Source organism: Embleya sp. NPDC127516 (assembly GCF_044765325.1).
Taxonomy (GTDB): Bacteria; Actinomycetota; Actinomycetes; order Streptomycetales; family Streptomycetaceae; genus Embleya.
This window is the reverse complement of sequence record NZ_JBIWJT010000016.1, coordinates 63,445-87,501: the sequence shown is the minus strand read 5'-3', so window position 1 is coordinate 87,501 and position 24,057 is coordinate 63,445. Positions and strand designations below refer to the sequence as shown.

Here is a 24,057-nt window from a genome sequence, read left to right as displayed (position 1 = left end):
ATGGCCGCGATCCGCGGGCTGTATCTGATCCGCGGCACCACCGCCGCCCCCGCACTCGCCGCACCGCCCGCCCCGCATGCCGCACGCGCCGCCCGCGCGGACGACGAGGCGGGCATGCCGGTGATGACCGTCGAGTTCTCCCGGTTCGGCACCTGGTACGAGATCGACAGCTGGTGGGAGGGGCGGTTCCTGGAGTCGACGGCGCCGGGCGCGTTCAAACGGACGATCGCCAACAACGGGTCGGCGGTCAAGGTGCTGTTCAACCACGGCCGCGACAGCGCGATCGGGTCCAAGGCGTTGGGTGTGCCGGCCCTGATCGAGGAACGCGAGACGTCCCCCTACATGGAGGTCCCGCTGCTGGACACCTCCTACAACCGCGACCTGGTCCCCGGCCTGGAAGCCGGCGCCTACGGCAGCTCGTTCATGTTCGAGGTCCTCGCCGAGGAGTGGAACAACGAGCCCGAGGCGTCCGACCACAACCCGCAACGCCTGCCCGAGCGCACCATCACCGAGGTTCGGCTGATGGAGGCCGGGCCGGTGACGTGGCCGGCGAACCCCGACGCCACGGCCGGGCTGCGCTCCGGCGCCGACTGGCTCATGGCCGACCTCGCCGAACACGGCGACGAACACTCCGTCCGCGAGCAACAGCGCGCGTACGACGCATTCCGCGCCCTGCACGGGCTCCGCACCACCTCGCCCACCCGGCAGGTGCCCGCGGCCCCCGAACAGGGCGAACCCGCCACCTCGGCACCCGACGCGCCCGCGTCGGCCCGCCACGTCGGCGAGCTCACCGCGGCGGAACGACTCCGCCGCCTGAACCGCTACGGCGTAAGGAACCGATGACCATGCCGACCGAATACCTGGCGAGCGCGAACGCCGACGCGGCGAGGCGCCGCATCGAACAGATCAACGAAGAGCTCGCGCGCATGCACCGCGAGGCGGGCGACCAGCCGCTGAGCGCGGCCGCGCGCGAGGACTGGGACACCCTGGAGACCGAGCGTGCCTGGCGCGAGGACGAGCACTCCACCCTGGAGCGCCGTGCCCGCCTGAACGCGTCCCGCGAACGCTGGAACAGCACACAGTTCACGCCCGACACCGACCCGTTCGAGGACGACCCGCGGACCCTGCGCGGCGACGCGGTGTACTCGCGGGCGATGGCCGTCCTCGACGACCCGCAGGGCGGCCGGCACCTGCGCGCCGACCAGAAGTCGCAGGTGCAGTCGATCCTGCGCACGCACACCGGCGACACGAACGGCGAACTCGTCGGTCAGTTGCTGCTCGCGACGGAGAACCCGGCCTACCGCAGCGCGTTCCAGCGGTCGGCCGCCTCGCAGTCCCCGGCGTTCACCCAGGACGAGGCCCGCGCGATCGAGCGGGTACAGCTGATCAAACGCGCGATGTCGGTCGGCGTGGACGCCGCCGGCGGGTTCGCGGTGCCGGTCCTGATCGACCCCACCGTGATCCTCACCGCGCAGGGCTCCTCGAACGACATCCTTCGTTTGGCCAGGGTCGAGACGATCACCAACGACACCTGGCGCGGCCTGTCCAGCGCGGGCGTCACCTGGTCGTTCAAGGCCGAGGGCGCCACCGCCGCCGACAACTCGCCCACGATCGCCCAGCCGGAGGTGCCCACCCGCCGCGCGGACGGGTTCGTGCCGTTCTCGATCGAGGTCGGCATGGACTGGCCCGGGTTCGCCGAACAGATGGCACAGCTCCTCGCCGACGGGTACGACGAACTCCTGGCGAGCAAGCTGACCAACGGCACCGCCGGGTCCAACGAGCCGACCGGCCTGGTGGCCGCGCTCGACGCGAACACCAACGTCGAGCTGGAGGTGACCACGTCCGGGGCGATCGGCGCCGCCGACATCTACGACCTGTGGGCCGCGCTGCCCCAGCGGCACCGCCGCTCGGAAACCACCGCGTTCATGAGCTCGACCGACGTGCAGAACGTGGTCCGGCAACTCGGCACCACGGACCCGAACTTCTCCGTCAACATCACCGAGTCCGCGATCCCGCGCCTGTTCGGCCGCGAGTACCCGATGAACGACTACATGAGCTCGCTCATCGCCGGAACCGGCACCCAGCCGCTCCTGCTGGTCGGCGACTTCCGGAACTACCTGGTCGCCCAACGCGCGGGCATGTCGGTCGAGTTCGTGCCGATGCTGTTCGACGTCACGAACAACCGGCCGACCGGCCAGCGCGGCTGGTTCGCCTGGGCCCGCGTCGGCGCCGGCGTCATCAACCCGACCGGGTTCCGGCTCCTGGTCAACAACGACGGCGCCTGACCGGCGGCGTGCCCTCGGGCACGCATTCCCCCGGGCGGCGGCGCGCCCCACGCGTGCCGCCGCCCCCATTCCAGGGCGAGAGGAGCCCACGGTGAAGCACGCACTGATGACCTGCGTCGTGCGCTGGTCCGGCGGCAGCACGACGCTGCGCGAGGGCATGACCGTCGACGACGATCACCCGCTGGTGATCGAGCGGCCCGACCTGTTCGGCGACGGCGACGCACCCGCGCAACTGCCGATGCCCCCGCGGATCGAGCGGGCGACCCGCGAACCGGGCCAACGCAGCCCCGCCCGCCCGCCCAGGAAGACGGCCGCCCCGAATGCGTGAGCCCGAACCCGCCGTCCCGATGGGGGCGCCGGAGGAGTCCACCGGCGACGGCCTGGTCCAAGTCGCCTACCTGCACCCGCACATCGTGTCCCACTGCTGGCACGAGTCGGTCACGGCGCTGCTCCTGCACGACCTCGACCACGACGGCCGCATCGTCCGCAGCGGCGGACCGATCATGGTGTCCTGCCCCACCGGCGGCCTCGTCCAGGCCCGCAACTCCGTGATGCGGCAGTGGCTCGACGAGACCGACCACGAATGGCTGTGGTGGATCGACACCGACATGGGCTTTCGTCCCGACACCGTCGACCGCCTCCTGGCCGCCGCCGACCCCGCCACCCGGCCCGTCGTCGGCGCACTGGCCTACTCCGCCCGCGAGATCGGCCCGGACGGGTACGGCGGCCGCCACATCACCGCCGTGCCCACGATGTACCAGGTCGCGACCGACCCCCAGGGCCGGACCGGGTTCGCGCCCGTCGCCGACGTCCCACCCGACACGCTCGTTCCGGTCGCCGGCACCGGCTCGGCGTGCATCCTCATCCACCGCTACGTCGCCGAGGCGATCCGCCGCCGCCACGGCGACAGCTGGTACGACCCCATCCGCTACCAGGACGGCCGGTGGGTGTCCGAGGACCTCTCGTTCTGCAGGCGCGTGGCGGACGCGAGCGCCCCCGTCCACGTCCACACCGGGATCCTGGCCACCCACCACAAACAGGTGTGGATCGGCGCCCCGCCGCCCGCCGCCCCCAGGCCCGGCCCATGAGCGAACCGGCGTACGTGACCCTGGCGTTCTTCAAGGAATCCATGGGCATCCTCGACGACGACCGCGACGAACAGCTGCAGCAGCGTCTGGACGCCGCCTCACGCGGCGTGGACTCGCACTGCGGCCGCCGATTCCACCTCGACGACATCCCCGCACCACGCACCCTGCGGATCGCCCGCCGGGTCGTCGTCGACCAGGACGGCCCGCGGCTGCTGATCCCCGACATCGGCACCACCACCGGCCTCGTCGTCGAGCTCGGCCGCCCCGGCGCCTGGCGCGACATCACCACCGAGGTCGAACCCATCCGCGACCACGACGACGACCAGACATGGCCGTACACCTCACTCGCCCGGCCCGGCGGATGGCACGCCGCGCCCGGCACCCGCGCACGGATCACCGCCCGGTGGGGATGGCCCGCCATCCCCACCGCCGTCGAGATGGCCACCGTGCTGCAGGCCTCACGGCTGTGGAACCGCAGAAACAGCCCCGAGGGCATCACCGGGTCCGCCGAGTGGGGCGGGATGCGCCTGACCCGCGTCGACCCCGACGTCGGCATGCAGCTGCAGCGCCTGGTCCTGCCGGCGTTCGCATAGAGGAAGGAACCGCCGTGCAGATCTCCGCCGTACGCGCGGCCATCGCCACCGCCGCCCGCGCGGTCGTCCTGCCCAAAATCGCCGGCCACCTCACCTGCAGCGGCTTCACACCCGACGCGGTGATCGAACCGCACTTCTTCGTCGGCGAATACAACATCACCTACGACAAGGCCTTCGGGCGCGGCCAGGACGAGGTCGAGTTCACCGCCCGGGTCCTGGTCGGCCGCGCCGACGACCGCACCGCCCAGGCCCACCTCGACGCCATGCTCTCCGGTGGCGGACCCGCATCGCTGAAACAGGCGATCGAGGCGGCCCGCGGCGCGCCCGGCGAGGCGGCCCTGGGCGGCCTCGCGGACGACCTGCACGTGGTCCGCGTCGCCGGCTACCGCTGGTACGAACACGCCGGCACCCAATACGTCGGCGCCGAGCTCACGATCCGCGTGATCGGGGACGGGAGTTGAAGCCATGGGCAAGATGATCCTGCTCAACGTGCGCGCGTTCGCCGCCGGCGCCGACCTCACCGGGGCCTCGACCAAGGTCGAGATCTCGGCAGAGGTCGAGGACAAGGACGCCACCACCTACGGCAGCGGCGGATGGAAGGAACTGCTCGGCGGCCTGTCGTCGGCAGAGATCTCGGCCGAGGGCTACTGGGAGGCGGGCGACCCGAGCATGGTCGACGACGCCTCCTGGTCGCAGCTCGGCGGCATCGGACCCTGGACGGTGGGCCCGGTCGGCGCCGCCGTCGGCGACCTCGCCTATTTCACGCAGGCCTTGCGCGCGGACTACAGCCTGGGCGACCAGGTCGGCGAGATCGCCCCCTGGAAAGGCACGGCCAAATCCAGCTGGCCGCTGGTGCGCGGGAGCGTCGCGCACCCGCCCGGCACCGCGCGCACGGTGACCGGCGTCGGCACCGCCATGCAGCTCGGCGCCGTCACCACCGGCCGCCGGCTGTATGCCGCGCTGCACGTGCTCTCGGTCGCGGGCACCGCCGCCCCGACCATCACAGCGCGGGTCGAGTCCGACGACGCGAACGGGTTCGCGAGTCCCACCACCCGCGGCACGTTCGCCGCGGCGACCGCGCCCGGCGGTCAGACCCTGCGCACCGACGGCACCGCGATCGCCGACACCTGGTACCGGCTCGCCTGGACCGTCACCGGCACCACCCCCTCGTTCATGTTCGCCGCCGCTCTCGGAATCAGGTGATCCCCCATGCCCAAGATGGTTCTGCTCGCCGCCTACGTGTCGATCAACGCCAGCGACTTGTCCACCTACGCCACCAAGGCGGAGGTCGCGATCGAGGTCGAGGACAAGGACGTCACGACCTACGGGTCACTCGGCTGGAAGGAAGTGCTCGGCGGCCTCAAGTCCGGCGAGATCGCGCTGGAGTTCAAGCAGGACTTCGCCGCGACCAAGCTCGACTCGATCATGTGGCCGCTCCTCGGCCAGGTCGTGTCCTTCGAAGTCCGCGCGGACCAGGCCGCCGTCGGCACGTCCAACCCGAAGTACACCGGCAGCGTGCTGATCAACAAGTGGTCCCCGATCGAGGGCGGCGTGGGCGACGACGCGTCCGTCAAGGTCTCGTATCCGACGTCCGGCGTGGTGACCAGGGCGACCGCCTGATGGCCCGCCCCGATCCGCCGGTCGACCTCAGCGTGTCCCACGAAGGTCTCGACGCCCTCGTGCGGGCGATCCGCGCCGAGGCCGACGGCAAGGAACTGCGCAAGGAACTCGCCCAGGGTTTGCGCGACGCCCTGAAGCCGGCGATCGGCGACGCCCGCACCGGGATCATGGGCATGGCGTCCGCGGGCATGGGCACCGCGTCCCCGGGCCTGCGCACCTCGATCGCCCGCAGGATCCGGTCCGAGGTCAAGCTGGGCGGCCGCTGGTCGGGCGCGCGGGTCAAGGCCCGCAAGACGCCGAACGTCAGGGGCTTCGCGAACGCCGCGAAAAGGACCCAGCAGGAGACGTGGCGCACGCAGATCTACAAGAGCGACGTCTGGCACGAACAGCGCGGGTCGCTCAACTGGTTCGACGACGCCATGAGCCGCCGCGGCCACCTGTACGCCGACGCGATCCGCGACGCCATGGAATCCATGGCCCGCCGCATCGCCAACCGCATCCCACCCACGTAAGGAGCGACGCCCGTGTACCTGGTCTACACCCCCGACGGCGCCGACGAGCCGACCCGCTGGCGCTACGACCCGCGCAAGCTCATGTCGATCGAGCGCGAGGACCTCGAGCGCAGGACCGACCGGCCGTTCACCCAATTCACCATGGACGTCATCCAGGGGCACGCCTTGTGTCGGCGCGCGCTCTTGTTCACTTTCATGCGGCGCGAGCACCCCAAGCTGCGGTTCGCCGACGTCGATTTCGCCTGGGACGAACTGAAGTTGGAGTTCTCCAAGGCCGAGCTGATCGAGCTGCGCGCGGAGACCGCCGAGGCCCTGCACGGCGACGAGCTCGCCGCCCGGCTGACCGCGTTGGACGCCGAGATCGAGACGGCATGGGACGACCCGGCCGACGAGGGAAAAGCACGGCGGCCGATCGCCGATTGAGGCAGCTCGGCAACGCCGCACACCTGCTCGGCATCCGGCCGTGGGAGTGGGCCCTGCTCACCGTCGACGAGGCCGACGAGGTGCTGGCCTGGTTGGACTCCTACCGCGACGAGATCGAAAAGGCCGAGTCGGCCGGGAGGAGGTGAGCCGGCATGTCGGACACCTCGCTGGTGTTCAACCTGATCGCCAAGGACCGCGCCAGCGGCCAACTGGACGCGATGAAGGACAAGTTCACCGCCACCGCCGGCGCGATCAGCGCAGGTATCGCCGGTGCTCTCGCGTCGGGTGTGGCCACCAACTTGGACATGAGCCGCGCCAACAGCGTGATGGCCGCGCAACTCGACCTCACCGGCGACCAGGCCGCCCGCGTCGCGAAGCTGTCGGGGGCGGCGTTCAAGTCGGGATTCGGCGAGAGCATCCAGGACGTCAACGGCGCCCTGAGCGCGGTCATCACCTCCGTCGGCGCCCTGGGCACGACCAGCGACACCGAACTGATCCGGATGACCAAGCAAGCGACGGCGCTCGCCGAGGTCTTCGAGTTCGACGTGGGTGAGGCGACAACGGCCGCCGGCCAGCTCATCAAGACCGGCCTCGCCAAGAACGGCGTCGAGGCGTTCGACCTGATCACCTCGGCCGCACAGAGCCTGCCCAAGAGCATGCAGGCCGACCTGCCGGCCACGATCAACGAATACAGCACCCAGTTCAGGCGATTGGGCTTGGACGGCACCACCGCCATGGCCCTGCTCGCCCAGGGCGTCAAGGGCGGCGCCCGCGACATCGACCAGGTCGCCGACGCCATCGGACAGTTCGGCGAGCTCGCCCTAGCCGGCGGGCAGGCCGCAAAGGACGCGTTCAAGAGCATCGGCCTGGACGCGGACGACATGGCCGCCAAGATCGCCAAGGGCGGCCCGACCGCCGCGTCGGCACTCCAGATCACCCTCGACGCGCTACGCGGCACCAAGGACGAGAGCGTCAAGCTCAACGCCGCGACGGCGTTGTTCGGCGACCCGGGCACCGTGATGGCGGATGCCTTGTTCGCCCTGAATCCCGCCTCGGCGGCCGCCGCGACGGGCATGGACGACACGGCCGGGGCTGCCACCCGGATGACCGACACGCTGGCAAAGGACCCCTCGCGGAAGCTTGAGGCCTTCAAGCGGACCTTCATGGCAAAGCTCGGCGAAATCGGCGGCGTCGTCGTGCAGTTCGCACAGACCCACCAGCAGTACATGCGACCCGCGTTGATCACGCTGGCCGGTATCGCCGCCGCCGTCCTGGTCGTCAAGGCGGGCATGATGGCGTGGGCGGCGGCGCAGGTCGTGTGGACCGGCGCAACCGCGGCCGCGACCGGCGTGCAGTGGTTGTGGAACGCAGCCATGGCCGCATCGCCGATCACCTGGGTGATCATCGGGATCATCGCCCTGGTCGCCGCGCTCGTGCTCCTGTGGCAGAACTCCGAGACCTTCCGGGCGATCGTGACCGCCGCCTGGTCGGCGACCTGGTCGACGATCCAGTCGGTCGCCGGTTGGTTCACCGGCACTCTGTGGCCGGGCGTCGTTGCCGTCTGGGACGGGATCGCCGGCGGCGCGACCCGCATGGGCGAGGGCATCCGCGGTACCTGGGACGGAATGATGTCCTGGCTCACCGGCTTGCCGGGCCGGGTGACCAGCGCCACCGCCGGCATGTGGAACGGCATCGGCGGCGGCTTCCGATCGGCCGTGAACGGCGTGATCGGCGGCTGGAATCGCCTGTCGTTCACCGTCGGCGGCGGCAGCTTCATGGGTGTCAGCGTCCCCTCGTTCACCCTGGGCACCCCCGATATCCCGTTCCTGGCGCGTGGTGGTGACATCGTCCGCGGCGGCCGGGTCGTCGTCGGCGACGGCGGGCCCGAGATCCTCGACCTGCCGGCCGGCGCGCGGGTGACGCCGCTCTCGCGCGCGGGCGGGGGCGGCGGCCAGACCGTGCGCCTGGTCCTCGACGTCACCGGCGCCGACGAGGACATGAAACGCCTGATCCGCCGCATGGTCCGCGTCGACGGCCGCGGCCAGGTCCAGACCGCGTTCGGCACCTGAGATCGGAGGAACACCGTGGCGTTTCCCCAGAGTCCGCTGCCGGTCGAGGTGGCCGTGCGCATCGGCACGGCCTGGACCGACATCACCTCCGACGTGTACCTGCGCGACCGCATCACCATCACCCGCGGCCGCGCCGACGAGGGCGCCCGCGTCGACGCCGGCCGATGCAGCCTGACCCTGAACAACAGGTCCGGGAAGTACTCGCCGCGCAACCCGACGAGCCCCTACTACGGGCAGATCGGCCGCAACACGCCGGTGCGCGTCTCGGTCCTGGCCGGGCCGTCCTACCTCGACGCGCCCGGCGGCGCGGGCGACCGCGCGACCACCCCCGACCACGCCGCCCTGGACATCACCGGCGACCTCGACGTGCGCATCGACGCCACCCTGCCCGACTGGCGCACCCCGGACACGGTCGAGCTCATCGGCAAATACTTGCCCACCGGCAACCAGCGATCGTGGAGGTTGATCACCTTCGGCGGCGGCACCCTGTTTTTCGGGTGGAGCACGGACGGCACGAGCGTCCTTCAGGCCGGGGCCACCGCTCCGCTGGACATCCCGCCGTCCGGGCGCCTGGCCGTGCGCGTGACCCTGGACGTGAACAACGGCGCCGGCGGGAACACGGTGGTGTTCTACACCGCGCCCACCATCGCCGGGCCCTGGACCGCCCTGGGCGATCCCATCGTCACTGCCGGCACCACCAGCGTGTACGCGAGCACCGCGCCGCTTCAGATCGCCGACGTCGCCGACTTGGTTTTCACGCCCCTGGTCGGGCGGGTCCACGCCGCCCAAGTGCGCAACGGCATCGCCGGCACGGTGGTCGCGAACCCGGACTTCACCGCCCAGGCCCCGGGCACCACGACGTTCGCCGACTCCGCCGGCCGCACCTGGACGCTCGGCGGCGCGGCCACGATCACCAACCGCCGCACAAGGTTCGTCGGCGAGGTCTCCGCGTGGCCTTCGCGGTGGGACGTGTCCGGGCGGGACGTGTGGGTGCCGGTCGAGGCCGCCGGCATCCTGCGCCGCCTCGGGCAAGGAGCGTCGCCGCTGGATTCGACGTTGCGGCGGCGGATCCCCTCGCGGGCACCGTTGGCGTACTGGCCGATGGAGGACGACCGCGACGCCACGCAGGCGTATTCGCCGCTCGCGGGCATCGCGCCGCTCGAGGTGTCGGGCCTGACGTTCGCCGACGGCGACGGCCTGGCCGGTTCCCGGGCGTTGCCCGCGTTGGCGGCCGGGGCCAAGCTCGGCGGGACCGTCCCCGCCCCGGCTGCCCCGACGGGGCAGTGGTCCGTGCAATTCGTCTTCCGCCTCGCCGCGTCCGCCGCGGCCGAGACGCCGCTGAGCGAATGGCGCACCACCGGCACGATCGTGCGGTGGGTCGTGGCGGTGCAGGGCGCCACCGCCATCATCACCGGCTACAACCTCATCGGCGGCATCGTCGTCGACCAGGCCATCGGGTTCGCGGACGTCACCGACGTCTGGTGCCGGCAGCAGTTCCGCGCCGTACAGGAGGGGACGCTGGTCCGGTGGACGCTGCGGTGGGACACCATCGGCGGATCCGCCGGCCAATACGAGAACACCTACACCGGCACGACCGGCCAGGTGACCGCCATCGACACCACACTGGGCGCCGACCTCGCCGGCACCCACGTGGGACACCTGGCCGTGTTCGCCTCACCCGCCATCGACGCATACGAGTTCGCCGACCACGGATTCAACAACGAGGCCGCGGGCGTGCGGATCCGGCGCCTGTGCGACGAGGAGGGTGTCCCGGCGTTCGCCGCCGGCGTCCTCGCCGAGCAGATGCCGTTGGGCCCGCAACGGCCGGCGACGCTGCTCGCGCTGCTCGGCGACAGTGCGGACGCGGACGGCGGGATCCTCACCGAGGCCCGCGACCGCACCGCCCTCACCTACCGGCCACGCACGTCCCTCTACAACCAGGCCGCCGCGCTGGCCCTGGACTACGCCACACCCGGCGAGGTCGCGCCGCCGCTGGAACCGGTCGACGACGACCAGGCCGTGCGCAACGACATCACCGTCAGCCGCGAGGGCGGCTCGTCGGCGCGGCTGGTCGACCAGACATCGCCCCTGTCCGTGCTCGCCCCGCCGGCCGGGATCGGACGGTACGACGAGTCCGTCACCCTCAACCTCACCGACGACACCCAGCCCGAGCCGATCGCCGGGTGGCGCCTGCACCTGGGCACCTGGTCCGAGGCCCGCTACCCCACCGTCCACGTCGACCTCGCGGCCGCGCCGCACCTGATCACCGCAGCGACCACCCTGGACGTCGGCGACCGCCTCACCATCACCCACCCACCCGCGTGGCTGCCGCCCGACCCGATCGACCTCCTGGTCCAGGGCTACACCGAGACCCTCGGCGTCCACGACTGGGACCTGGTCCTGAACGCGTCACCGGCCGGGCCCTGGTACGTCGGCACGGTCGAGACCGACCGCGTCGACACCGACGGATCCAAACTCGCCGCCGGCGTCACGGCCACCGCCGGCACGCTGTCGGTCGCCGTGACCGCGGGCCCGTTGTGGACCACCAGCGGCGCCGAGATGCCGGTCGACATCCGCGTCGGCGGCGAGGTCATGACCGTCACCGCGATCAGCGGCACCAGCTCGCCGCAGACGTTCACCGTCACCCGGTCCGTCAACGGGGTCGTCAAGGCCCAACTCGCCGACGCCGACGTGCGCCTGGCCCGCCCGGCGATCGTCGCCCTGTAGCTGTGGAGAGGAGCCGGTTGTGACGCAGTGGCTGCCCGGCATGCGCATCACCGCCGCGCGCTTGAACGACCAGGCCGGGCTGTGGACTTCGTACACGCCGACGTGGGCGGCGACCGGCGGCGGCGGCGTCCTGGGCACCGGCGGCGTCATCGCCGGGTCCTGGACCCGCATCGGCCGCAGCATCACCGCCCGCGTCGCCCTCACATTCGGCACCGGCGCGAACGCCGGATCCGGCTTCTGGACCTTCACCCTGCCGGTCGCCGCCGCGGCGGTCGCCACCGGGCAGGCCGGCCTGGGCATCGGCATGGCCACCAACGCGGGCGTCGCCATCAACCTCGGCGTCGCCTACGTCTCCGGCGGCGCCACCGACGTCTCGGTGTTCTCCGACGGCGCCGGCGCCCCCTGGGGAGCGAACAGGCCCTTCACCTGGGGCATCGGCGACAACGTCACCATCCTCGCCGTCTACGAAGCCGCCACCTGACCCACCATCACCGACCACCCGACCACGCCCCGCGCCGCCGCCGGCCGGGGCGTTTCGCATGCCCAGGGAGGACACACCCGTGACCTGGTACCCCGGAGCCCGCAAACGCGAGCTGCAGCCCGAATCCGACAGCCAACCCGCCATCAGGCCGACACAGTTGCTGTTCCACTCGATCGCCGCGCCCTGGTCGGGGCAGCGCATGTACGAGTACTGGCGCGACTCGACCAACCTCGAATCGCACTTCGGCTGCGACTACGACGGCGGCCTGTGGCAGTACATCGGCACCGAGACCCGCGCGGACGCCAACGCGTCGGCGAACCGCCGACCCGACGGCACCGGCGCGGTCAGCGTCGAGACCGCGAGCAACCTCAAGCACACCGACCCCTGGACCGACGCCCAGATCAACGCGCTGATCGCGCTGGGCGTGTGGATGCACGCGCGGCACGACCTGCCGCTACGGATCTGCCGCTCGTGGGACGACCCCGGGTACGGGTATCACCGGTTGTTCGCCAAGTGGTCCGTGAGCGGCACCGCGTGCCCTGGTGACGCGCGCGTGCGTCAGTTCCACGACGAGGTGTTCCCGGGCATCGTGGCCGGAGCGGGCGGCTCGACGCCGCCGCCGAGCTCGCTGCCCGAGGTGTCGCTGTCCCGGCTGATCTCGGCCGCGCGCAGCAACCCGCCGGCCAGCGGAACGCCGGTCACCTACGGGCCCGCGCGCTTGGTCGAGGTCGCCCTGGCCGACGAGGGCCTGCTGGCGCGCGGCCTGGTCGACGGGCACTACGGCACCGCCACCGTCACCGCCTACGCCGCGTGGCAGCGGCGCCTCGGCTACCGCGGCACCGACGCCGACGGCATCCCCGGCCAGACCAGCCTCTCGCGCCTCGGCGCGGCTCACGGATTCAAGGTGATCGCATGAAGGACAGCACCCGCCGGACGATCCGCACCCTGGTCCAGGGCACGCTCAGCCTCGCCGCGGGCCTGCCCGTCATCATCACCGCGTCCGGCATCCCGCAGACCACCGCCGGGGTCGGCGTGGTCCTGGCCGTGGCCGGCGGACTGACCCGTGTCATGGCGACGCCGGTCGTCGATCGCCTGCTGCCGTCGTGGCTGCGGGCGACCGACCCGCGCGCCGACATCCGGTCCGCACTCGATCGGGGCCGCGAATGAATTGGCTACAGGTGGTCGCGACGAGCGCGACCGCGGCGACCGGCATCACCGGGTTCGCGTGGCGATACGTAGTCCTGCCGATCCGCCGAATCGCCCAGCGTCAGGAGGAGTTTCGGCAGGACTGGGACGGGATGCCGGCCCGGCCGGGTGTGCCCGAGCGCCAGGGCGTGATGCCGCGGCTCGCGCGGATCGAGGCGCGCCAGGCCGCGACCGAGGAGCGTTGCGGACGGATCGAGCACGAGCTTCGTCCGAACTCGGGAACCAGCCTGCGGGACGCGGTCGACCGGGTCGAGCAGGCAGTCACCCCGGACCAGACCGAATCGCAGTAACGCGACCGGCCCGCCCCCACATCGGGGCGGGCCGGCTTCGTGCTGTCTGGGGTCAGGTGGTCCGGCGGGCACTGCGGATGATGCTGCCGATCCGCTGAGCGGTCACACCGAGCACTGCGGCAAGCTCGGTAGGCGTAACGCCGGCGGCGTGCGCGTCGACGACAGCGGAGCGCACCTTCCGGTCCGCGATCCGCAACAACCCCTGGGACAGCCGCCGTTCCTCGGATCCGGCAGGGAACGCGTTGCGCACGGCCCGTGCCGATCCTCGCAACCGCACCTCGGTTGCGAGGGTCGCGCGGGCTATGTCGATGGCCACGCGACCGACGTCGCCGCTCACAGCGGCGTAGCGCCGGCGGGGCAGGCCGCCCGCACCGCCCGGGTGATCAGAGCCGGGGGCACGTCCAGGACGCGGGCCAGCGCGGCCGCGCTGGCCCCGTCCGCGTGGGCGTCGGCAATCGCCTCGTGCGTCACCGGATGCGCCATACCGTGCGCGGCGACCGCGTCGACCATCGCGTTCAGGACCTGCCTGCGCCGGGCGCCGGCCGAACTCGCCGAGCGACTGTACGTATCGGCGGCTGGCTCGCTCTCCAGAATCGTGTTCGTGTACCGCAGCGTGATCCCGGCCGTGGTCGCGATCGTCGAGGCGGGAACGCCGTGCCGGTGGGCGTCGACCGCCGCGGCGTGCACGGCCGCGACCGCGGCGCGCACCGCGCGGCGGTGGGCCCGAGCCCGCTCGCTCGACGCAATACCCGGATGAACCCGTATGCCAGCCAAGTGCGCGCGTTCGACGACGGCCGCGGCGAGACGATCGAGAGCGTCCTGTGCCGGGCTGTCGGGCGCGGCCATCAGGCGTCCGGCCACAGTTCGTCGGCGGGCACTGTCACGCAGTCGGCGCCGTCGGCGGCCGGTACGACGTCGGCGAGCCATTGCACGCCGTCGTGCCGCATGGCCACCACCTGTCCGCGGTCGCGGGTTCCGTCGGGCATGCGGGCGGTGGCCCAGTCGCCGACCACCCACGTGGCCGGTGCGATGTCGGTGCTCATGGCGGGGTCCTCGGGTTGCGTGGTGGCCGGTGTGGGCCTGGTGGTCGGGGCGGTGGTGCGAGGCGCATGCGGATCTCCGGCGTGGTGCGAGGCGGGACCGGTGCCGCTCGGTGCGGCACGGGGACGGAGGGTGCCACTCCCTTGCCGGCCCCGCCTCGGGTGCCATCCGGCGTCGGATATCACGACGCCGGATGGCCGATCTGGGCCCCGGCCGGGCGAATGTGCGGAGACCCCGGCCGGGGTGCCGCGCGAGATGAGCCAGGGGATTGACTCTTTTCGCGCGGCGCTCGGGGGGTCAGCCTCCGCTGTTGGTCACGCGTAGCTGCTGGGCGGGGATGGTCCGGATCAGGAAGGCGCCGAGCTGCCGATACAGAGAGGCGGCCTCGTCGCGGGTGATGTCCGGGATGGCACGTCCGGGGATGTGTATCCGCACCTGTTCGTCAGGATCGCCGCTGCTCTCTACGCGCACCGTGTCATCGACCATGTATCCAGCGTGACGCGGACAGAGCGACGGACCGGGTACAGGGTGTACCCGGTCCGTCAAGAGAAGGTAAAGCGATCAGCTCACGCCGATGCGACGCGCCATGCGGTGCACCGGCTCCCGCGACGTCAGCAGGTCCCGCCGGCGGGCGGTGACGACCATGTCGCGCACCATGGCGTGCGAGTGAACGTACTCCGGCGCCAGTCGGTCGGCTTCGAGCAGAGACCGCATCGACGCAGCATCGTCGCGGGCCTGGGCATGGGCGCGACCGACATCGATGAGATGCCGTGCGCGGCGCTCCGTGGGGAGCGACGACAGGTCCACGCCTTTGGTGGCCGTCATCGCGGCCCGTCCGTCGCCGAGTTCGAGCCGGGCCGACAACTCCATCAGCGCCGCGTTCGCTGGGCCAAAGCTGGTCCCGTGGTCGTTGCGGTCGCCGGTCCGCTTGGCGGCCCGCTTGGCCTGCTTGATGTGGTCCTCCACGGTCGTCCGATCCGACCACTGCGCAGCCTGAACCGCCGCAACCAAATGCAGGGTCCCCCACAGGCTCCATGCGGACATGTCGTCGTCGCTCAGGAATGCGTCGAGCCGGTCGAGCCCGGCCTGCACGATGCCGAGTCCCTCGACCCGGGCGCCCGCCGATACGCACACCTCGGCCTGCGTCCACATAGCGGCGATCTCCAGCAGCGGATCACCAGCAGCAACGGCTGCGTCGACGGCCTGCCGGGCCGAGACATTCGCGAGATCGACCTGACCAAGGCGCTTCACGAGCATTGCCGTATCGCAAAGCACCGCCGACAGAAGGCCGTTCATCTGAATCTGTGTGTCACCCTCGGCGCCGGCAGCAGCCGTCGAGGCGTCGTCGATCAGCCCGGGAAGCAGGGCGCCGAGGTTGCCGAACTGTGCGGCGCGCCGGTGCCGGTGGGCGGTGTACGCGTCTAGGCGTAGGTCGGCGAGTGGGCGTGGGTGGCCGGTGGGCTGCCCGAGCTGGTGCCGGAGCAACGAACGGCGGATCTGGGGTACAGCGTCGTAGCCGGTGCGCTGGCTGCGGTCGTCCCGCGGCGCCACGCCGACCAGCTCGGTGAGGTCGACGCCGAGCCGGTCGGCAATGGCCATCAGTGGGCCGATGCGGTCCAACTGCCGACGCCCCAGTTCGACGGATTTCATCCAGTCGACGCTACGGTCGGCAACGGCGGCGAGGTCGGCGCGGGAAATGCCCTCGCGCCGACGGATGTCGTGGATGCGCTGTCCGATGCTGTGCGTGTCGTGCTCGGCCACTGTGTCCCCTGCCTGTGCAGTGGGTGCTCCCTGTCACGCTCGGCGGGAGCTTCACCCTGCCGGTGGTGCGGTCATGGCCAGGCTACGACCTGGGAACACCAAGCGGTGGCGTGGTTGCAGCGATGGTTGCAGTTCACCGTTGTCCGTACTCGTTCGCACCAGTCTTTTGCCCAGGTCAGCGGCTGATACGGACTCGCACGGATCGATGCGGACGATGGTCTCGCGAGCTTTTAATCCGCGGGTTCAGGGTTCGATCCCCTGACGGCCCACCCGCGTCAGGGCCGGCTTTAGGCTGCTGACCAGCACGAACATCGCGCGCTGCGGTCTTCTTCACGGCCCTGGACCTCTGGTCCGGGGCCGTTTGCGTGAGCGGACGTCCCGGGGTCAGGTCACAAAGGAGCGGCCGGGCTTCACCGGTCGGCTCGGCGACTTGGTCTTCGGCGGACTCGACCACGGCCTTCGCGGCGCGCGGAACGATGCGACCGACGGCCTCGGCCAAGGCCCGGTCGACCTACGGCAGCACGCTTAATGGTGACGTCGGGTATGGAACTGTCTGAATGCCTGGGCCCGAGAGGCTTCGACTGCCAGGGAGTCGCTGGATGGAGCCCGTGCTCGGCCGGCCACTGGCGCAGATCTTGGTGAGACGTCTCAACATTGTCGGATATCGACCAGAGACTGACGCGCTCCTGCTCGTCGGGTGCTGATCGAGGGGGGACAGGCGGTGGCCGACGCCTGCTATGCAGGAGGATCTGTGGCTGCGGGTGGTCGCGGCACTGGAGTCGCGGCGGGTACGGCGCTTCCGCTGGGAAGCCGGTCACCGGATCGCCCAGGGAATCTGGGCCGGTCCGGAGCCACTTCCGCCAGACCGAATTACTCCCCGTAGAGGGTGGGCAGGTCGACCAGGAGGATGTTGTCACGTCGGCCCACCAGTTCGATCAGGTCGGGGTGGAAGCCGTGCAGGGAGTACAAGGCCAGCGTGGTGCCGGAGGTGTCGTACCCCTGGTCGGCCAGCAGAGTGCGGATGTGCTCCAGACGTTGCAGGTCTCCGGTGCCGCGGCGGGCGGCGGTCGCCTTGGCCTCCCCGATGAGGGCGATCTTCGCGCGGGGGGACTGCGGTCGTTCGCCGGCAGCCAGGGCGATGACGTCGACCTCGTGCTTGGTCCGGGCGGCCGGGTCGGCGACCTCGGTGGTGCCGACCGGGCCGGGCAGACTTGTGGGCAGCAGGCTGTAGGCGTAGCGGCGGGTGAAGTCGCGGGCCAGGTCCTCGAAGTGTGGTCCGAGGATCTTGGAGTTGAAGGTCGGGGCGGCCTGCTGCCAAACCTGCTCGGCGAAGCCCTGCTCCACTGCGGCCGCCTGCGGCAGCGTGATCAGCTGGTTGAAGCGGATGACCGGGTCCGCGAGCGTGATGACCGGGTGCCGGGTACGCAGGATGTCCTGCTCACGACGGATATAGCCGGTCGACTCCAGCACCCCGAGAGGGTGGGCAACTGCGTTGCGCGGACGCTCAAGGGCCGCGCCGATCTTGGTAGGGGTGGTGGCGCCCTGGGCGATGGCGGTGAGGATGTCGTAGTACAGCGTGTGCTGCGTGATCCGCGGGTCCTCCCGCAGGAGGTACTCGGTCTCGGTGCGCGAGTACACCGCGCGGCCCGGGTCGAGGAGGGTGCGGGTGAGCCAGGCGTCGAAGCCGTCGTCCGGATGCGGGCGGGCGGCCACCGGCCGGTAGCCGGGTGCACCGCCGAGAACCGCGTGCACCTTCAACGCGGTCAGTGGATCCTTGATCTGCCAGAAGGTGCGGCTGTCCCGGTAGTCGAACGGCCCCAGGCGCAGGTCGACCACGGCCCGGCCCCGCAGCGGCTTCGTCCCCGACAACAGCTCATGCATGACACTCATCGCGGAACCGCACAGGATCAACCGCGGGCCCGGCCCGTCCCCCGGCCGCGCGCCACGCTGACGCTCGTCGTAAAGCTGCTGTAGCAAGCCCGGGATCTCAGGTGAGTGCTGCAGCAGGTACGGCAGCTCGTCGATCACCAACAGCGGGTGCGGTGAACGGGCGGTCACATCCAGGGCGTTGGACAGCACATCACGCCAGTCCGTCAGGCGCAGACTGCCGGACCGCAGACCGGCATGGGCAGCGACCGCATCGCTGAACCGCTGGATGGCAGGCAGCCGCCCCTCTTCCCGGACCGCCGTGACATACAGGCCGCCGACCTGCTCGGACAAGGCCTGCAGAAGGTACGACTTCCCGTGCCGCCGTCGCCCGGACACGATGCCGAGCCGCATCGCGGGATCCGGATCAGCGAGGAACTCCGCGAGAAGGTTCCACTCTCGGTCCCGGTCGACCACGTCGCCTGGCTTGACCAGCAGACCGTTCTCCATCGGATCCTCCACACATTGACTGTGCCTGATTACGTCGAAGTCTACTTCGACGTAATCCGTCCCGCTGGGCTTCACCACGACTGCTACGGCAGCAGGGGCCCAGGAGCGCGGAGGCCGTCCCAAAACCCGCCCTGACCTGCTGTTATTTATGCGTCAGAGGGGCGTCATGATGTGAAGCCCAGGAGAATCGAACGTCCGGCAGCGCCAGGATGCCTGCTCAGGCAATCCACCATTGTTCGGATGGACGGCCAACAACCAGGTACGGACCACTCCCAAAGGCTCTGGCTGCGTGAGCGGAGGTGCTCACGCATCGCATCACGAGGCGGTACCAGCGGGACCCAGCGGTGTGCAGATCCGGACAGAACTGCACACCGCTACCCGCCCCAACCCCCGCTACCATCACCGCTGTCCAGCTTTTAATCCGCGGGTTCAGGGTTCGATCCCCTGACGGCACGCCGCGCAACACCGCTCCGCCGCTGGTCACGGGTCCGACGATTCGGGCAGCGGCCTTGTGCCGCCGAAGCCGCGTACACGTTTCGTACACATCGCCGTGGGTCGTCATCCGCGATGTGGGCGTCTTCCCGGCTTGTGTCGATCGAGGGCACGCTCGGGATGTCGAGGTCAAGCGCGGTGGCGGGCAAGGGTGTTCGGCCTAGCCGGGCGGGGTCCGGGGTGGTGGGGTCAGGCCCAGGGAGCGGATGAGGTCGTGGATTTCGGTGCGGTAGATGCGGCCCGGGTCGGTGGTCTGGCCGCGTAGGTGGCCGTAGATCTCCAGGGACACCAAGCCGTGCAGCCGGCCCCACACCCGGAGGGCGAGGGCGACCGCGGTCGGTGGCAGGTCGGGGAACTCCGCGCGGATCAGCCCGACCAGCGTCGGGTCGAAGTCGGGCCAGTCGTACGCGTCCTCGGACTGCAACGCCTCGGCGGACGGCCACGCGGCGGCGACCAGGCCGGTGAGCCCGGCGCAGGCCCGGTGTCCCGCCTCGGACGCGGCCCCGCCGACCGGTGCCTGGTAACCCGGTACGGGATCGCCGTAGATCAGTCGGAAGCCCTCCGGGTTGGCCAGCGACCACTCCCGGAACGCCCGCGCCCAGGCCAGCATTCGGCCCGCCGCGTCCTCGACCGGCACCCGGTCCCGAGCGGCTTCCGCGGCCTCCACCAGGGACAGGTAGATCTCGCTGATCAGCACGCTCACCAAGTCGTCCCGGGTCGCGTAGTAGCCGTAGATCGCGTTCGCGGTCATGCCCATCTCCCGGGCGATCGCGCGCAGCGTGATCGCGCCCGGGCCGCCCTCGGCCAGCAGCTTGAGCGCGATCGTCTTGATCTCGCGGGAGGTCTCCACCCGTAGCCGGGCCCGGCGGGTCGGCGTGCGTTCGTCCATGGCCATGACCGAACTCTACAGCGTTGCGATACTGCTCGACGTGCTGTAACTATACGGCGTGCAGTAAATGCACGCCGCATAGTCCGGATCGCTCAGATCGCTCGGATCGCACAGAACGGCTCTCGCTGTGCCTGTTTCCCCTGCCCGGAACACCTCCGTACGGGGCGCCTCCGCAGGTGGCGCCCCCACCCGCGACACCTCCGCCCGCAACGCCCCGGTTCGGGGCGCTCCCACCGCGTGGTTCCTGGCCGTACTCGCGGCCGCGCAGTTCGTGGTCGCTCTCGACTACAACATCGTGTACGTCGCCCTTCCCGACATCGGCGCCGGACTGGGCTTCGGCGCCCAGTCGTTGCAGTGGGTGGTCAGTTCCTACGCGGTGACCTTCGGCGGCCTGCTCCTACTCGGCGGTCGGCTCGTCGATCGGCTGGGCGCGCGCCGGATGTTCCTGCTCGGCCTGGCGCTGTTCGGCCTGGCCTGCCTCGCGGGCGGCCTCGCCGGCAACCCCGGAACCCTGCTGGCCGCCCGCGCGGTCCAGGGCGTCGGCGCCGCGATGCTCGCCCCCGCGACGCTGTCCCTCATCAACACCGGTTTCACGGAAGGGAGCGAGCGCACCCGGGCGCTGTCCGTCTGGTCCGCCGCCGGCAGCGCGGGCCTCGCCGCCGGTGCCCTCCTCGGCGGCGTCCTCACCGAACTCGGCGGCTGGCGCTGGGTGATGTTCGTAATGGTCCCGGCCGCCGCGGCCATCCTGGGCGCCGCTCCACGCACCCTCGGACCGAAGGCGCCGAATGCACCGAAGGCACCGACGACGCCCAGGGCGCCCAAGACTTCCAAGGAACCCGAGGCACCGACCCATCAGCCCGCCGGCCTGGACATCCCAGGTGTACTGCTCGCCACCGCCGGCTCCACCCTGCTCGTCTTCGGCCTGGTCAGCGGGCCGGAAGCGGGCTGGGCCTCACTCCGCGGCGCGGGCGCGATCGTCCTGGGCGTCGTCCTGCTCGGCGCGTTCCTGCTCGTCGAGCAACGCACCCGCGACCCGCTCGTACCGCTCCGCCTGTTCGGCAACCGCAGCCTGGCCGTCGCGATGGCCGTGATCCTGGTATTCCAGAGCGGCCTCGGCGGCGCCTACTACGTGTTCACCACCTATCTCCAGAACGGCCTGGGCTACAGCGCGCTGCGCACCGGCCTCGCCTTCGTCCCGGTGACCGTGCTGTCGGTGTTCGCCGGCATGCGGCTCGGCCCCGCCCTGATCGGCCGCCGGGGCCTACGGACCACCCTGTTCGTCGGAATGCTCGGCAACGGCCTGGGCATCGGCACCCTCGCACTCGGCATGTCGAGCGACGGCTCGTTCGCGGCGCTGCTCCCGGGCATCCTGATCTGGGGCATCGGCGGCGGCATCACCTTCACCGCGATGTTCGTCACCGCGGCCTCCGGTGTGGACGCCCGCGAACAGGGCATCGCGTCCGCCCTGGCCACCACCGCCCAGCAACTCGGCGGTGCGGCCGGGCTCGCCGTACTGATCGCCGTGGCCAACGCGCACCTCGACCCGAACGCCGGCCCGGCCTCCCCCGCCGACCTCATCGACGGCCTACGCACCGCCGGCCTCGTCGCGGGCGCGGCAGCCGTACTCGGCGCCTTCCTGGCCTTCACCCTCAAGCGCCCCCCGACCCCCGAAGCCCGAAACGACACCGACACCGACACCGACACCGACGGCACCGCCGACACCGCCGCAGGCCAAACCCAGCCAAGCCAAAACGCCCACTGAATCAGCCGATCCCAACCGACCGCAGACCAACCGAACAAAACCGCCCGCAGACCAACCCATCCACACTCCCGAGAACGACAAGCGCGATGGGCCCCGACCACCCGGCCGCGGCCCATCGCGTCTCACACCCTCGTGCTCACCTCACACCGGCACCGCCACCTCACACCGGCACCGCCACCTTCACCGAATCGTCGACCGCCTCGTCGGCGTCCACGGACTCGGCCTCATCCGCCCCGGCCCGCGCCCGCCGGCTCGGCAGCAGTTGCACCAGCACCGCGACCACCGCGCAGAACGCGGTCAGCAGCCACAGGCCGTTCACGAACGCGTCCCCGAAGGTGTCCGCCGTCGGCGCGTCACCCAGCGTGTCGTAGAAGACGATGCCCACCAGGGCCACTCCCAGCGCGCCGCCCACCTGCTGTGCCGTGGACAGCAGCCCCGCCGCCGAACCCACGTGCCTGGCCCGGATCCCGGACAACACCGTCTCCGCCATCGGCCCCATCACCAGGCCCATCCCGAATCCCGCCAGCGCCAATCCCGGAATCAGCGCCAAGGTCGCGTCGGTGGTCGACAGCGTCTCCACGAGCACCACGTGCCCGACGCCCTGTACCGACGCGCCCGCCGCCAGCACCTGTCGCCCGAGCTTCGCCGCGATCTGCCCCGAGACCGCCGAGGACAGGAAGTACCCGACGCCCAGGGCGATGAACAGCAGCCCCGAGTCGAGCGCCGACATCCCGTGACCCATCTGCAGGTACAGCGCCAGGATCAGGAAGAAGGCCGCGTTCACCAGGCCGTACACCAGCGCCATCGTGATGCCGACCGAGAACGACCGCTCACGGAAGAGCACCAGGTCCACCAGCGGCGCACCGCCCTTCGACGCCAGGCCACGCTGGTACAGCGTGAACGCGCCGAGCAGCAGCGGAGCGACGCCCAGCGACAGCCAGGTCCACAGCGGCCAGCCCTGCTCGCGTCCCTGGACCAACGGGAGCACCACGGCGACCAGACCGAGCGTGATCAGCGCCGTACCGACCAGGTCGAGCCGAGTGCCGCCGCCCTCGCCCCGGCTTTCCGGCACCAGCTTCGGCGTCAGGGCCAGTGCGACCAGCCCGACCGGAACGTTGATCCAGTAGATGCTGCGCCAGTCGAGCCCGAACAGGTCCACCTGGATCAGCGCGCCACCGATCAACTGACCGAAGACCCCCGCGAAACCCATCGCGAGCCCGTACGCGGTGAACGCCTTGACCCGCTGCCCACCGACGTACAGCACGTTGATGAGGCCCAGCACCTGCGGCATCAGCAGGGCCGCCGCCGCACCCTGGACCACCCGGGCGGCGATCAGCGTCTCCGCGTTGCCGGCCAGCCCGCAACCAGCCGAGGCGAGGGTGAACAACCCCAGCCCGACCGCGAACATCCGCCGTCTGCCGTAGATGTCCCCGAGTCGACCGGCGGTGATCAGCCCGGCGGCGACCGCGAGCCCGAAGCCCGCGACCACCCATTGGATCGCGGCCGGCGTCGCGTGCAGATCCTCCTGCGTGGCCGGGATCGCGACGTTGACGATGAAGAAGTCCAGCGTGGTGATGAAGATCCCGGCGAGCAGGATCAACAGCGCGCCCCACGACTGCCGGGGCGTCGGTGCCTCTGCTTCGGGAGCGATGGCCGTCGTGGTGGCGGACATGAGTGTTCCTTTCGGTTCCATACGAGCGCGCCGACCGGCGCGGGAGAGGGCATACGGCGACGCACGCGGCAAGACCGGGCCGACGGCGCGAAGGCGCGAAGAGGCGAAGAGGCGAAGAGGCGAAGAAGCGAAGAAGAGAGATCAATCGGCGCGCGGGACGATCGGCAAGGCGGGAAGGCCGCGCGCGTCCGGATGCCGCCGGGACCCCGGGGGGCCGGGCGCTACCTCCACCCGGCCCCGGGTCCGTCCAGCGGATACGGCACCGACGCGAAGGCGTCGGATTCAATCGACCGAGAGCTCAACGAGAGCTCGCCGGAAACCTGCCGAGAACTCGACGAACGGTCACAACCCCGCCGGAACCTTGTCCAGGAAGCCGCTCACCCGAGCGATCCGACCGTCCTCGGCGATCCGGATCACGTCGAAGCCGACCACGATGGCCTCCTCGCCCGCCGGGCCGAGGTTCCACGTGAAACGCGCCAGGTCGTGGTGCCCGTCGACCGCGCCACCGAGGCTGAACACCAGGCCGGCGAACTGCCCCTGTACCGCGCCCAGCGTCGCGTCGATCGCGTCGTGACCCTCGGCCACCACCAGTGGGTCGACGTACACCGCGTCCGCGGTGTAGACCGCCTCGACCAGCTTGCGGCGGGCGCCCGGGTCGGCCTCGTTCCAGGCGGCGATGTAGCGCTCGGCCAGGGCGGTGAAGTCGATGTTCGTGGTCATGGTGACCGTCCTTGTGCTTCCTCCGGGCTTCCGGCCGTTCCGGCGAGCTC

Annotated in this window: 27 protein-coding genes; 18 read left to right on the top strand and 9 right to left on the bottom strand. The window is 71.0% G+C overall.

What is annotated here, in order from left to right; genetic code table 11:
- The 17 genes from ACIRL2_RS29130 to ACIRL2_RS29050 all read left to right on the top strand — a co-directional run bounded on the left by ACIRL2_RS29130 (window position 1) and on the right by ACIRL2_RS29050 (window position 13,294).
- On the top strand, window positions 1-843 hold the full coding sequence (locus tag ACIRL2_RS29130) for an HK97 family phage prohead protease (RefSeq protein ID WP_402235857.1): 843 nt from the start codon (window positions 1-3) through the stop codon (window positions 841-843).
- On the top strand, window positions 840-2,285 hold the full coding sequence (locus ACIRL2_RS29125; RefSeq protein WP_402235856.1) for a phage major capsid protein: 1,446 nt from the start codon (window positions 840-842) through the stop codon (window positions 2,283-2,285). Before ACIRL2_RS29130 ends, ACIRL2_RS29125 begins: the two co-directional genes overlap by 4 nt.
- Before the next feature lie 91 nt (window positions 2,286-2,376).
- The gene (locus ACIRL2_RS29120) at window positions 2,377-2,613 is read left to right on the top strand and encodes a hypothetical protein (RefSeq protein ID WP_402235854.1); all 237 of its coding nucleotides are present in this window, start codon (window positions 2,377-2,379) and stop codon (window positions 2,611-2,613) included.
- Entirely contained in the window at window positions 2,606-3,373 is a 768-nt protein-coding gene (locus ACIRL2_RS29115) for a hypothetical protein (RefSeq protein ID WP_402235851.1), read from the top strand. The genes ACIRL2_RS29120 and ACIRL2_RS29115 overlap by 8 nt, the downstream gene beginning before the upstream one ends.
- A complete protein-coding gene (locus ACIRL2_RS29110) occupies window positions 3,370-3,966 on the top strand; it encodes a head-tail connector protein (protein WP_402235848.1) in 597 nt (198 codons plus the stop codon). Before ACIRL2_RS29115 ends, ACIRL2_RS29110 begins: the two co-directional genes overlap by 4 nt.
- 14 nt (window positions 3,967-3,980) lie before the next feature.
- Window positions 3,981-4,427: a hypothetical protein gene (locus tag ACIRL2_RS29105; protein WP_402235845.1), complete on the top strand. Its 447-nt coding sequence runs from the start codon at window positions 3,981-3,983 to the stop codon at window positions 4,425-4,427.
- A gap of 4 nt (window positions 4,428-4,431) precedes the next feature.
- Window positions 4,432-5,169, top strand: a complete 738-nt coding sequence (locus ACIRL2_RS29100) for a phage tail tube protein (RefSeq protein ID WP_402235843.1) — start codon at window positions 4,432-4,434, stop codon at window positions 5,167-5,169.
- 6 nt (window positions 5,170-5,175) lie between these two features.
- A complete protein-coding gene (locus ACIRL2_RS29095) occupies window positions 5,176-5,586 on the top strand; it encodes a hypothetical protein (RefSeq protein WP_402235840.1) in 411 nt (136 codons plus the stop codon).
- A complete protein-coding gene (locus ACIRL2_RS29090; RefSeq protein ID WP_402235838.1) occupies window positions 5,586-6,098 on the top strand; it encodes a hypothetical protein in 513 nt (170 codons plus the stop codon). The genes ACIRL2_RS29095 and ACIRL2_RS29090 overlap by 1 nt, the downstream gene beginning before the upstream one ends.
- A 12-nt stretch (window positions 6,099-6,110) precedes the next feature.
- Entirely contained in the window at window positions 6,111-6,521 is a 411-nt protein-coding gene (locus tag ACIRL2_RS29085) for a hypothetical protein (RefSeq protein WP_402235835.1), read from the top strand.
- Complete coding sequence (locus ACIRL2_RS29080) at window positions 6,518-6,667, top strand: hypothetical protein (protein WP_402235832.1); 150 nt, start codon at window positions 6,518-6,520, stop codon at window positions 6,665-6,667. The genes ACIRL2_RS29085 and ACIRL2_RS29080 overlap by 4 nt, the downstream gene beginning before the upstream one ends.
- Before the next feature lie 6 nt (window positions 6,668-6,673).
- A complete protein-coding gene (locus tag ACIRL2_RS29075) occupies window positions 6,674-8,590 on the top strand; it encodes a phage tail tape measure protein (RefSeq protein WP_402235830.1) in 1,917 nt (638 codons plus the stop codon).
- A 15-nt stretch (window positions 8,591-8,605) separates the two neighbouring features.
- Complete coding sequence (locus tag ACIRL2_RS29070; RefSeq protein WP_402235827.1) at window positions 8,606-11,317, top strand: hypothetical protein; 2,712 nt, start codon at window positions 8,606-8,608, stop codon at window positions 11,315-11,317.
- Window positions 11,318-11,336: 19 nt separating this feature from the next.
- On the top strand, window positions 11,337-11,798 hold the full coding sequence (locus ACIRL2_RS29065; protein WP_402235824.1) for a hypothetical protein: 462 nt from the start codon (window positions 11,337-11,339) through the stop codon (window positions 11,796-11,798).
- Window positions 11,799-11,877: 79 nt separating this feature from the next.
- Window positions 11,878-12,714 carry an N-acetylmuramoyl-L-alanine amidase gene (locus ACIRL2_RS29060; protein ID WP_402235821.1) on the top strand — a complete coding sequence of 279 codons (837 nt, stop codon included), beginning with the start codon at window positions 11,878-11,880 and terminating at the stop codon, window positions 12,712-12,714.
- Complete coding sequence (locus ACIRL2_RS29055; protein ID WP_402235818.1) at window positions 12,711-12,965, top strand: hypothetical protein; 255 nt, start codon at window positions 12,711-12,713, stop codon at window positions 12,963-12,965. The genes ACIRL2_RS29060 and ACIRL2_RS29055 overlap by 4 nt, the downstream gene beginning before the upstream one ends.
- Window positions 12,962-13,294, top strand: a complete 333-nt coding sequence (locus tag ACIRL2_RS29050; protein ID WP_402235815.1) for a hypothetical protein — start codon at window positions 12,962-12,964, stop codon at window positions 13,292-13,294. Before ACIRL2_RS29055 ends, ACIRL2_RS29050 begins: the two co-directional genes overlap by 4 nt.
- 52 nt (window positions 13,295-13,346) lie before the next feature.
- Here the strand turns inward: ACIRL2_RS29050 and ACIRL2_RS29045 are convergent, their stop codons facing one another.
- The 7 genes from ACIRL2_RS29045 to ACIRL2_RS29015 all read right to left on the bottom strand — a co-directional run bounded on the left by ACIRL2_RS29045 (window position 13,347) and on the right by ACIRL2_RS29015 (window position 19,859).
- Complete coding sequence (locus ACIRL2_RS29045) at window positions 13,347-13,544, bottom strand: hypothetical protein (RefSeq protein ID WP_402235813.1); 198 nt, start codon at window positions 13,542-13,544, stop codon at window positions 13,347-13,349.
- 83 nt (window positions 13,545-13,627) lie between these two features.
- Complete coding sequence (locus tag ACIRL2_RS29040) at window positions 13,628-14,002, bottom strand: hypothetical protein (RefSeq protein WP_402235810.1); 375 nt, start codon at window positions 14,000-14,002, stop codon at window positions 13,628-13,630.
- A gap of 137 nt (window positions 14,003-14,139) precedes the next feature.
- Entirely contained in the window at window positions 14,140-14,337 is a 198-nt protein-coding gene (locus tag ACIRL2_RS29035) for a hypothetical protein (RefSeq protein WP_402235807.1), read from the bottom strand.
- A gap of 295 nt (window positions 14,338-14,632) precedes the next feature.
- Window positions 14,633-14,821, bottom strand: coding sequence for a hypothetical protein (locus ACIRL2_RS29030; protein ID WP_402235804.1), 189 nt, complete (start codon window positions 14,819-14,821; stop codon window positions 14,633-14,635).
- 75 nt (window positions 14,822-14,896) lie between these two features.
- Window positions 14,897-16,096, bottom strand: a complete 1,200-nt coding sequence (locus tag ACIRL2_RS29025; protein WP_402235801.1) for a helix-turn-helix domain-containing protein — start codon at window positions 16,094-16,096, stop codon at window positions 14,897-14,899.
- Between the two features lie 870 nt (window positions 16,097-16,966).
- Window positions 16,967-18,472 carry an ATP-binding protein gene (locus tag ACIRL2_RS29020; protein ID WP_395864583.1) on the bottom strand — a complete coding sequence of 502 codons (1,506 nt, stop codon included), beginning with the start codon at window positions 18,470-18,472 and terminating at the stop codon, window positions 16,967-16,969.
- Window positions 18,473-19,124: 652 nt separating this feature from the next.
- Window positions 19,125-19,859 (bottom strand): TetR/AcrR family transcriptional regulator, encoded by a 735-nt coding sequence (locus ACIRL2_RS29015; RefSeq protein ID WP_402235798.1) that lies wholly within the window; start codon window positions 19,857-19,859, stop codon window positions 19,125-19,127.
- Window positions 19,860-19,980: 121 nt separating this feature from the next.
- Between ACIRL2_RS29015 and ACIRL2_RS29010 the strand changes: the two genes are divergently transcribed.
- Window positions 19,981-21,615 (top strand): MFS transporter, encoded by a 1,635-nt coding sequence (locus tag ACIRL2_RS29010; RefSeq protein WP_402235796.1) that lies wholly within the window; start codon window positions 19,981-19,983, stop codon window positions 21,613-21,615.
- Between the two features lie 160 nt (window positions 21,616-21,775).
- Here the strand turns inward: ACIRL2_RS29010 and ACIRL2_RS29005 are convergent, their stop codons facing one another.
- Window positions 21,776-23,287 (bottom strand): MFS transporter, encoded by a 1,512-nt coding sequence (locus ACIRL2_RS29005; protein WP_402235794.1) that lies wholly within the window; start codon window positions 23,285-23,287, stop codon window positions 21,776-21,778.
- 342 nt (window positions 23,288-23,629) lie between these two features.
- Complete coding sequence (locus ACIRL2_RS29000; protein WP_395864591.1) at window positions 23,630-24,007, bottom strand: nuclear transport factor 2 family protein; 378 nt, start codon at window positions 24,005-24,007, stop codon at window positions 23,630-23,632.
- Between the last annotated feature and the right edge of the window lie 50 nt (window positions 24,008-24,057).

Excerpts from the sequence above, each read along its gene's own strand:
- ACIRL2_RS29115 (WP_402235851.1), top strand. The coding sequence starts at position 2,606 with ATGCGTGAGCCCGAACCCGCCGTCCCGATGGGGGCGCCGGAGGAGTCC.
- ACIRL2_RS29020 (WP_395864583.1), bottom strand. The coding sequence starts at position 18,472 with ATGGAGAACGGTCTGCTGGTCAAGCCAGGCGACGTGGTCGACCGGGAC.
- ACIRL2_RS29110 (WP_402235848.1), top strand. The coding sequence starts at position 3,370 with ATGAGCGAACCGGCGTACGTGACCCTGGCGTTCTTCAAGGAATCCATG.
- ACIRL2_RS29005 (WP_402235794.1), bottom strand. The coding sequence starts at position 23,287 with ATGTCCGCCACCACGACGGCCATCGCTCCCGAAGCAGAGGCACCGACG.
- ACIRL2_RS29075 (WP_402235830.1), top strand. The coding sequence starts at position 6,674 with ATGTCGGACACCTCGCTGGTGTTCAACCTGATCGCCAAGGACCGCGCC.
- ACIRL2_RS29050 (WP_402235815.1), top strand. The coding sequence starts at position 12,962 with ATGAATTGGCTACAGGTGGTCGCGACGAGCGCGACCGCGGCGACCGGC.
- ACIRL2_RS29000 (WP_395864591.1), bottom strand. The coding sequence starts at position 24,007 with ATGACCACGAACATCGACTTCACCGCCCTGGCCGAGCGCTACATCGCC.
- ACIRL2_RS29055 (WP_402235818.1), top strand. The coding sequence starts at position 12,711 with ATGAAGGACAGCACCCGCCGGACGATCCGCACCCTGGTCCAGGGCACG.
- ACIRL2_RS29035 (WP_402235807.1), bottom strand. The coding sequence starts at position 14,337 with ATGAGCACCGACATCGCACCGGCCACGTGGGTGGTCGGCGACTGGGCC.
- ACIRL2_RS29030 (WP_402235804.1), bottom strand. The coding sequence starts at position 14,821 with ATGGTCGATGACACGGTGCGCGTAGAGAGCAGCGGCGATCCTGACGAA.
- ACIRL2_RS29125 (WP_402235856.1), top strand. The coding sequence starts at position 840 with ATGACCATGCCGACCGAATACCTGGCGAGCGCGAACGCCGACGCGGCG.
- ACIRL2_RS29015 (WP_402235798.1), bottom strand. The coding sequence starts at position 19,859 with ATGGCCATGGACGAACGCACGCCGACCCGCCGGGCCCGGCTACGGGTG.
- ACIRL2_RS29090 (WP_402235838.1), top strand. The coding sequence starts at position 5,586 with ATGGCCCGCCCCGATCCGCCGGTCGACCTCAGCGTGTCCCACGAAGGT.
- ACIRL2_RS29095 (WP_402235840.1), top strand. The coding sequence starts at position 5,176 with ATGCCCAAGATGGTTCTGCTCGCCGCCTACGTGTCGATCAACGCCAGC.
- ACIRL2_RS29100 (WP_402235843.1), top strand. The coding sequence starts at position 4,432 with ATGGGCAAGATGATCCTGCTCAACGTGCGCGCGTTCGCCGCCGGCGCC.
- ACIRL2_RS29130 (WP_402235857.1), top strand. The coding sequence starts at position 1 with ATGGCCGCGATCCGCGGGCTGTATCTGATCCGCGGCACCACCGCCGCC.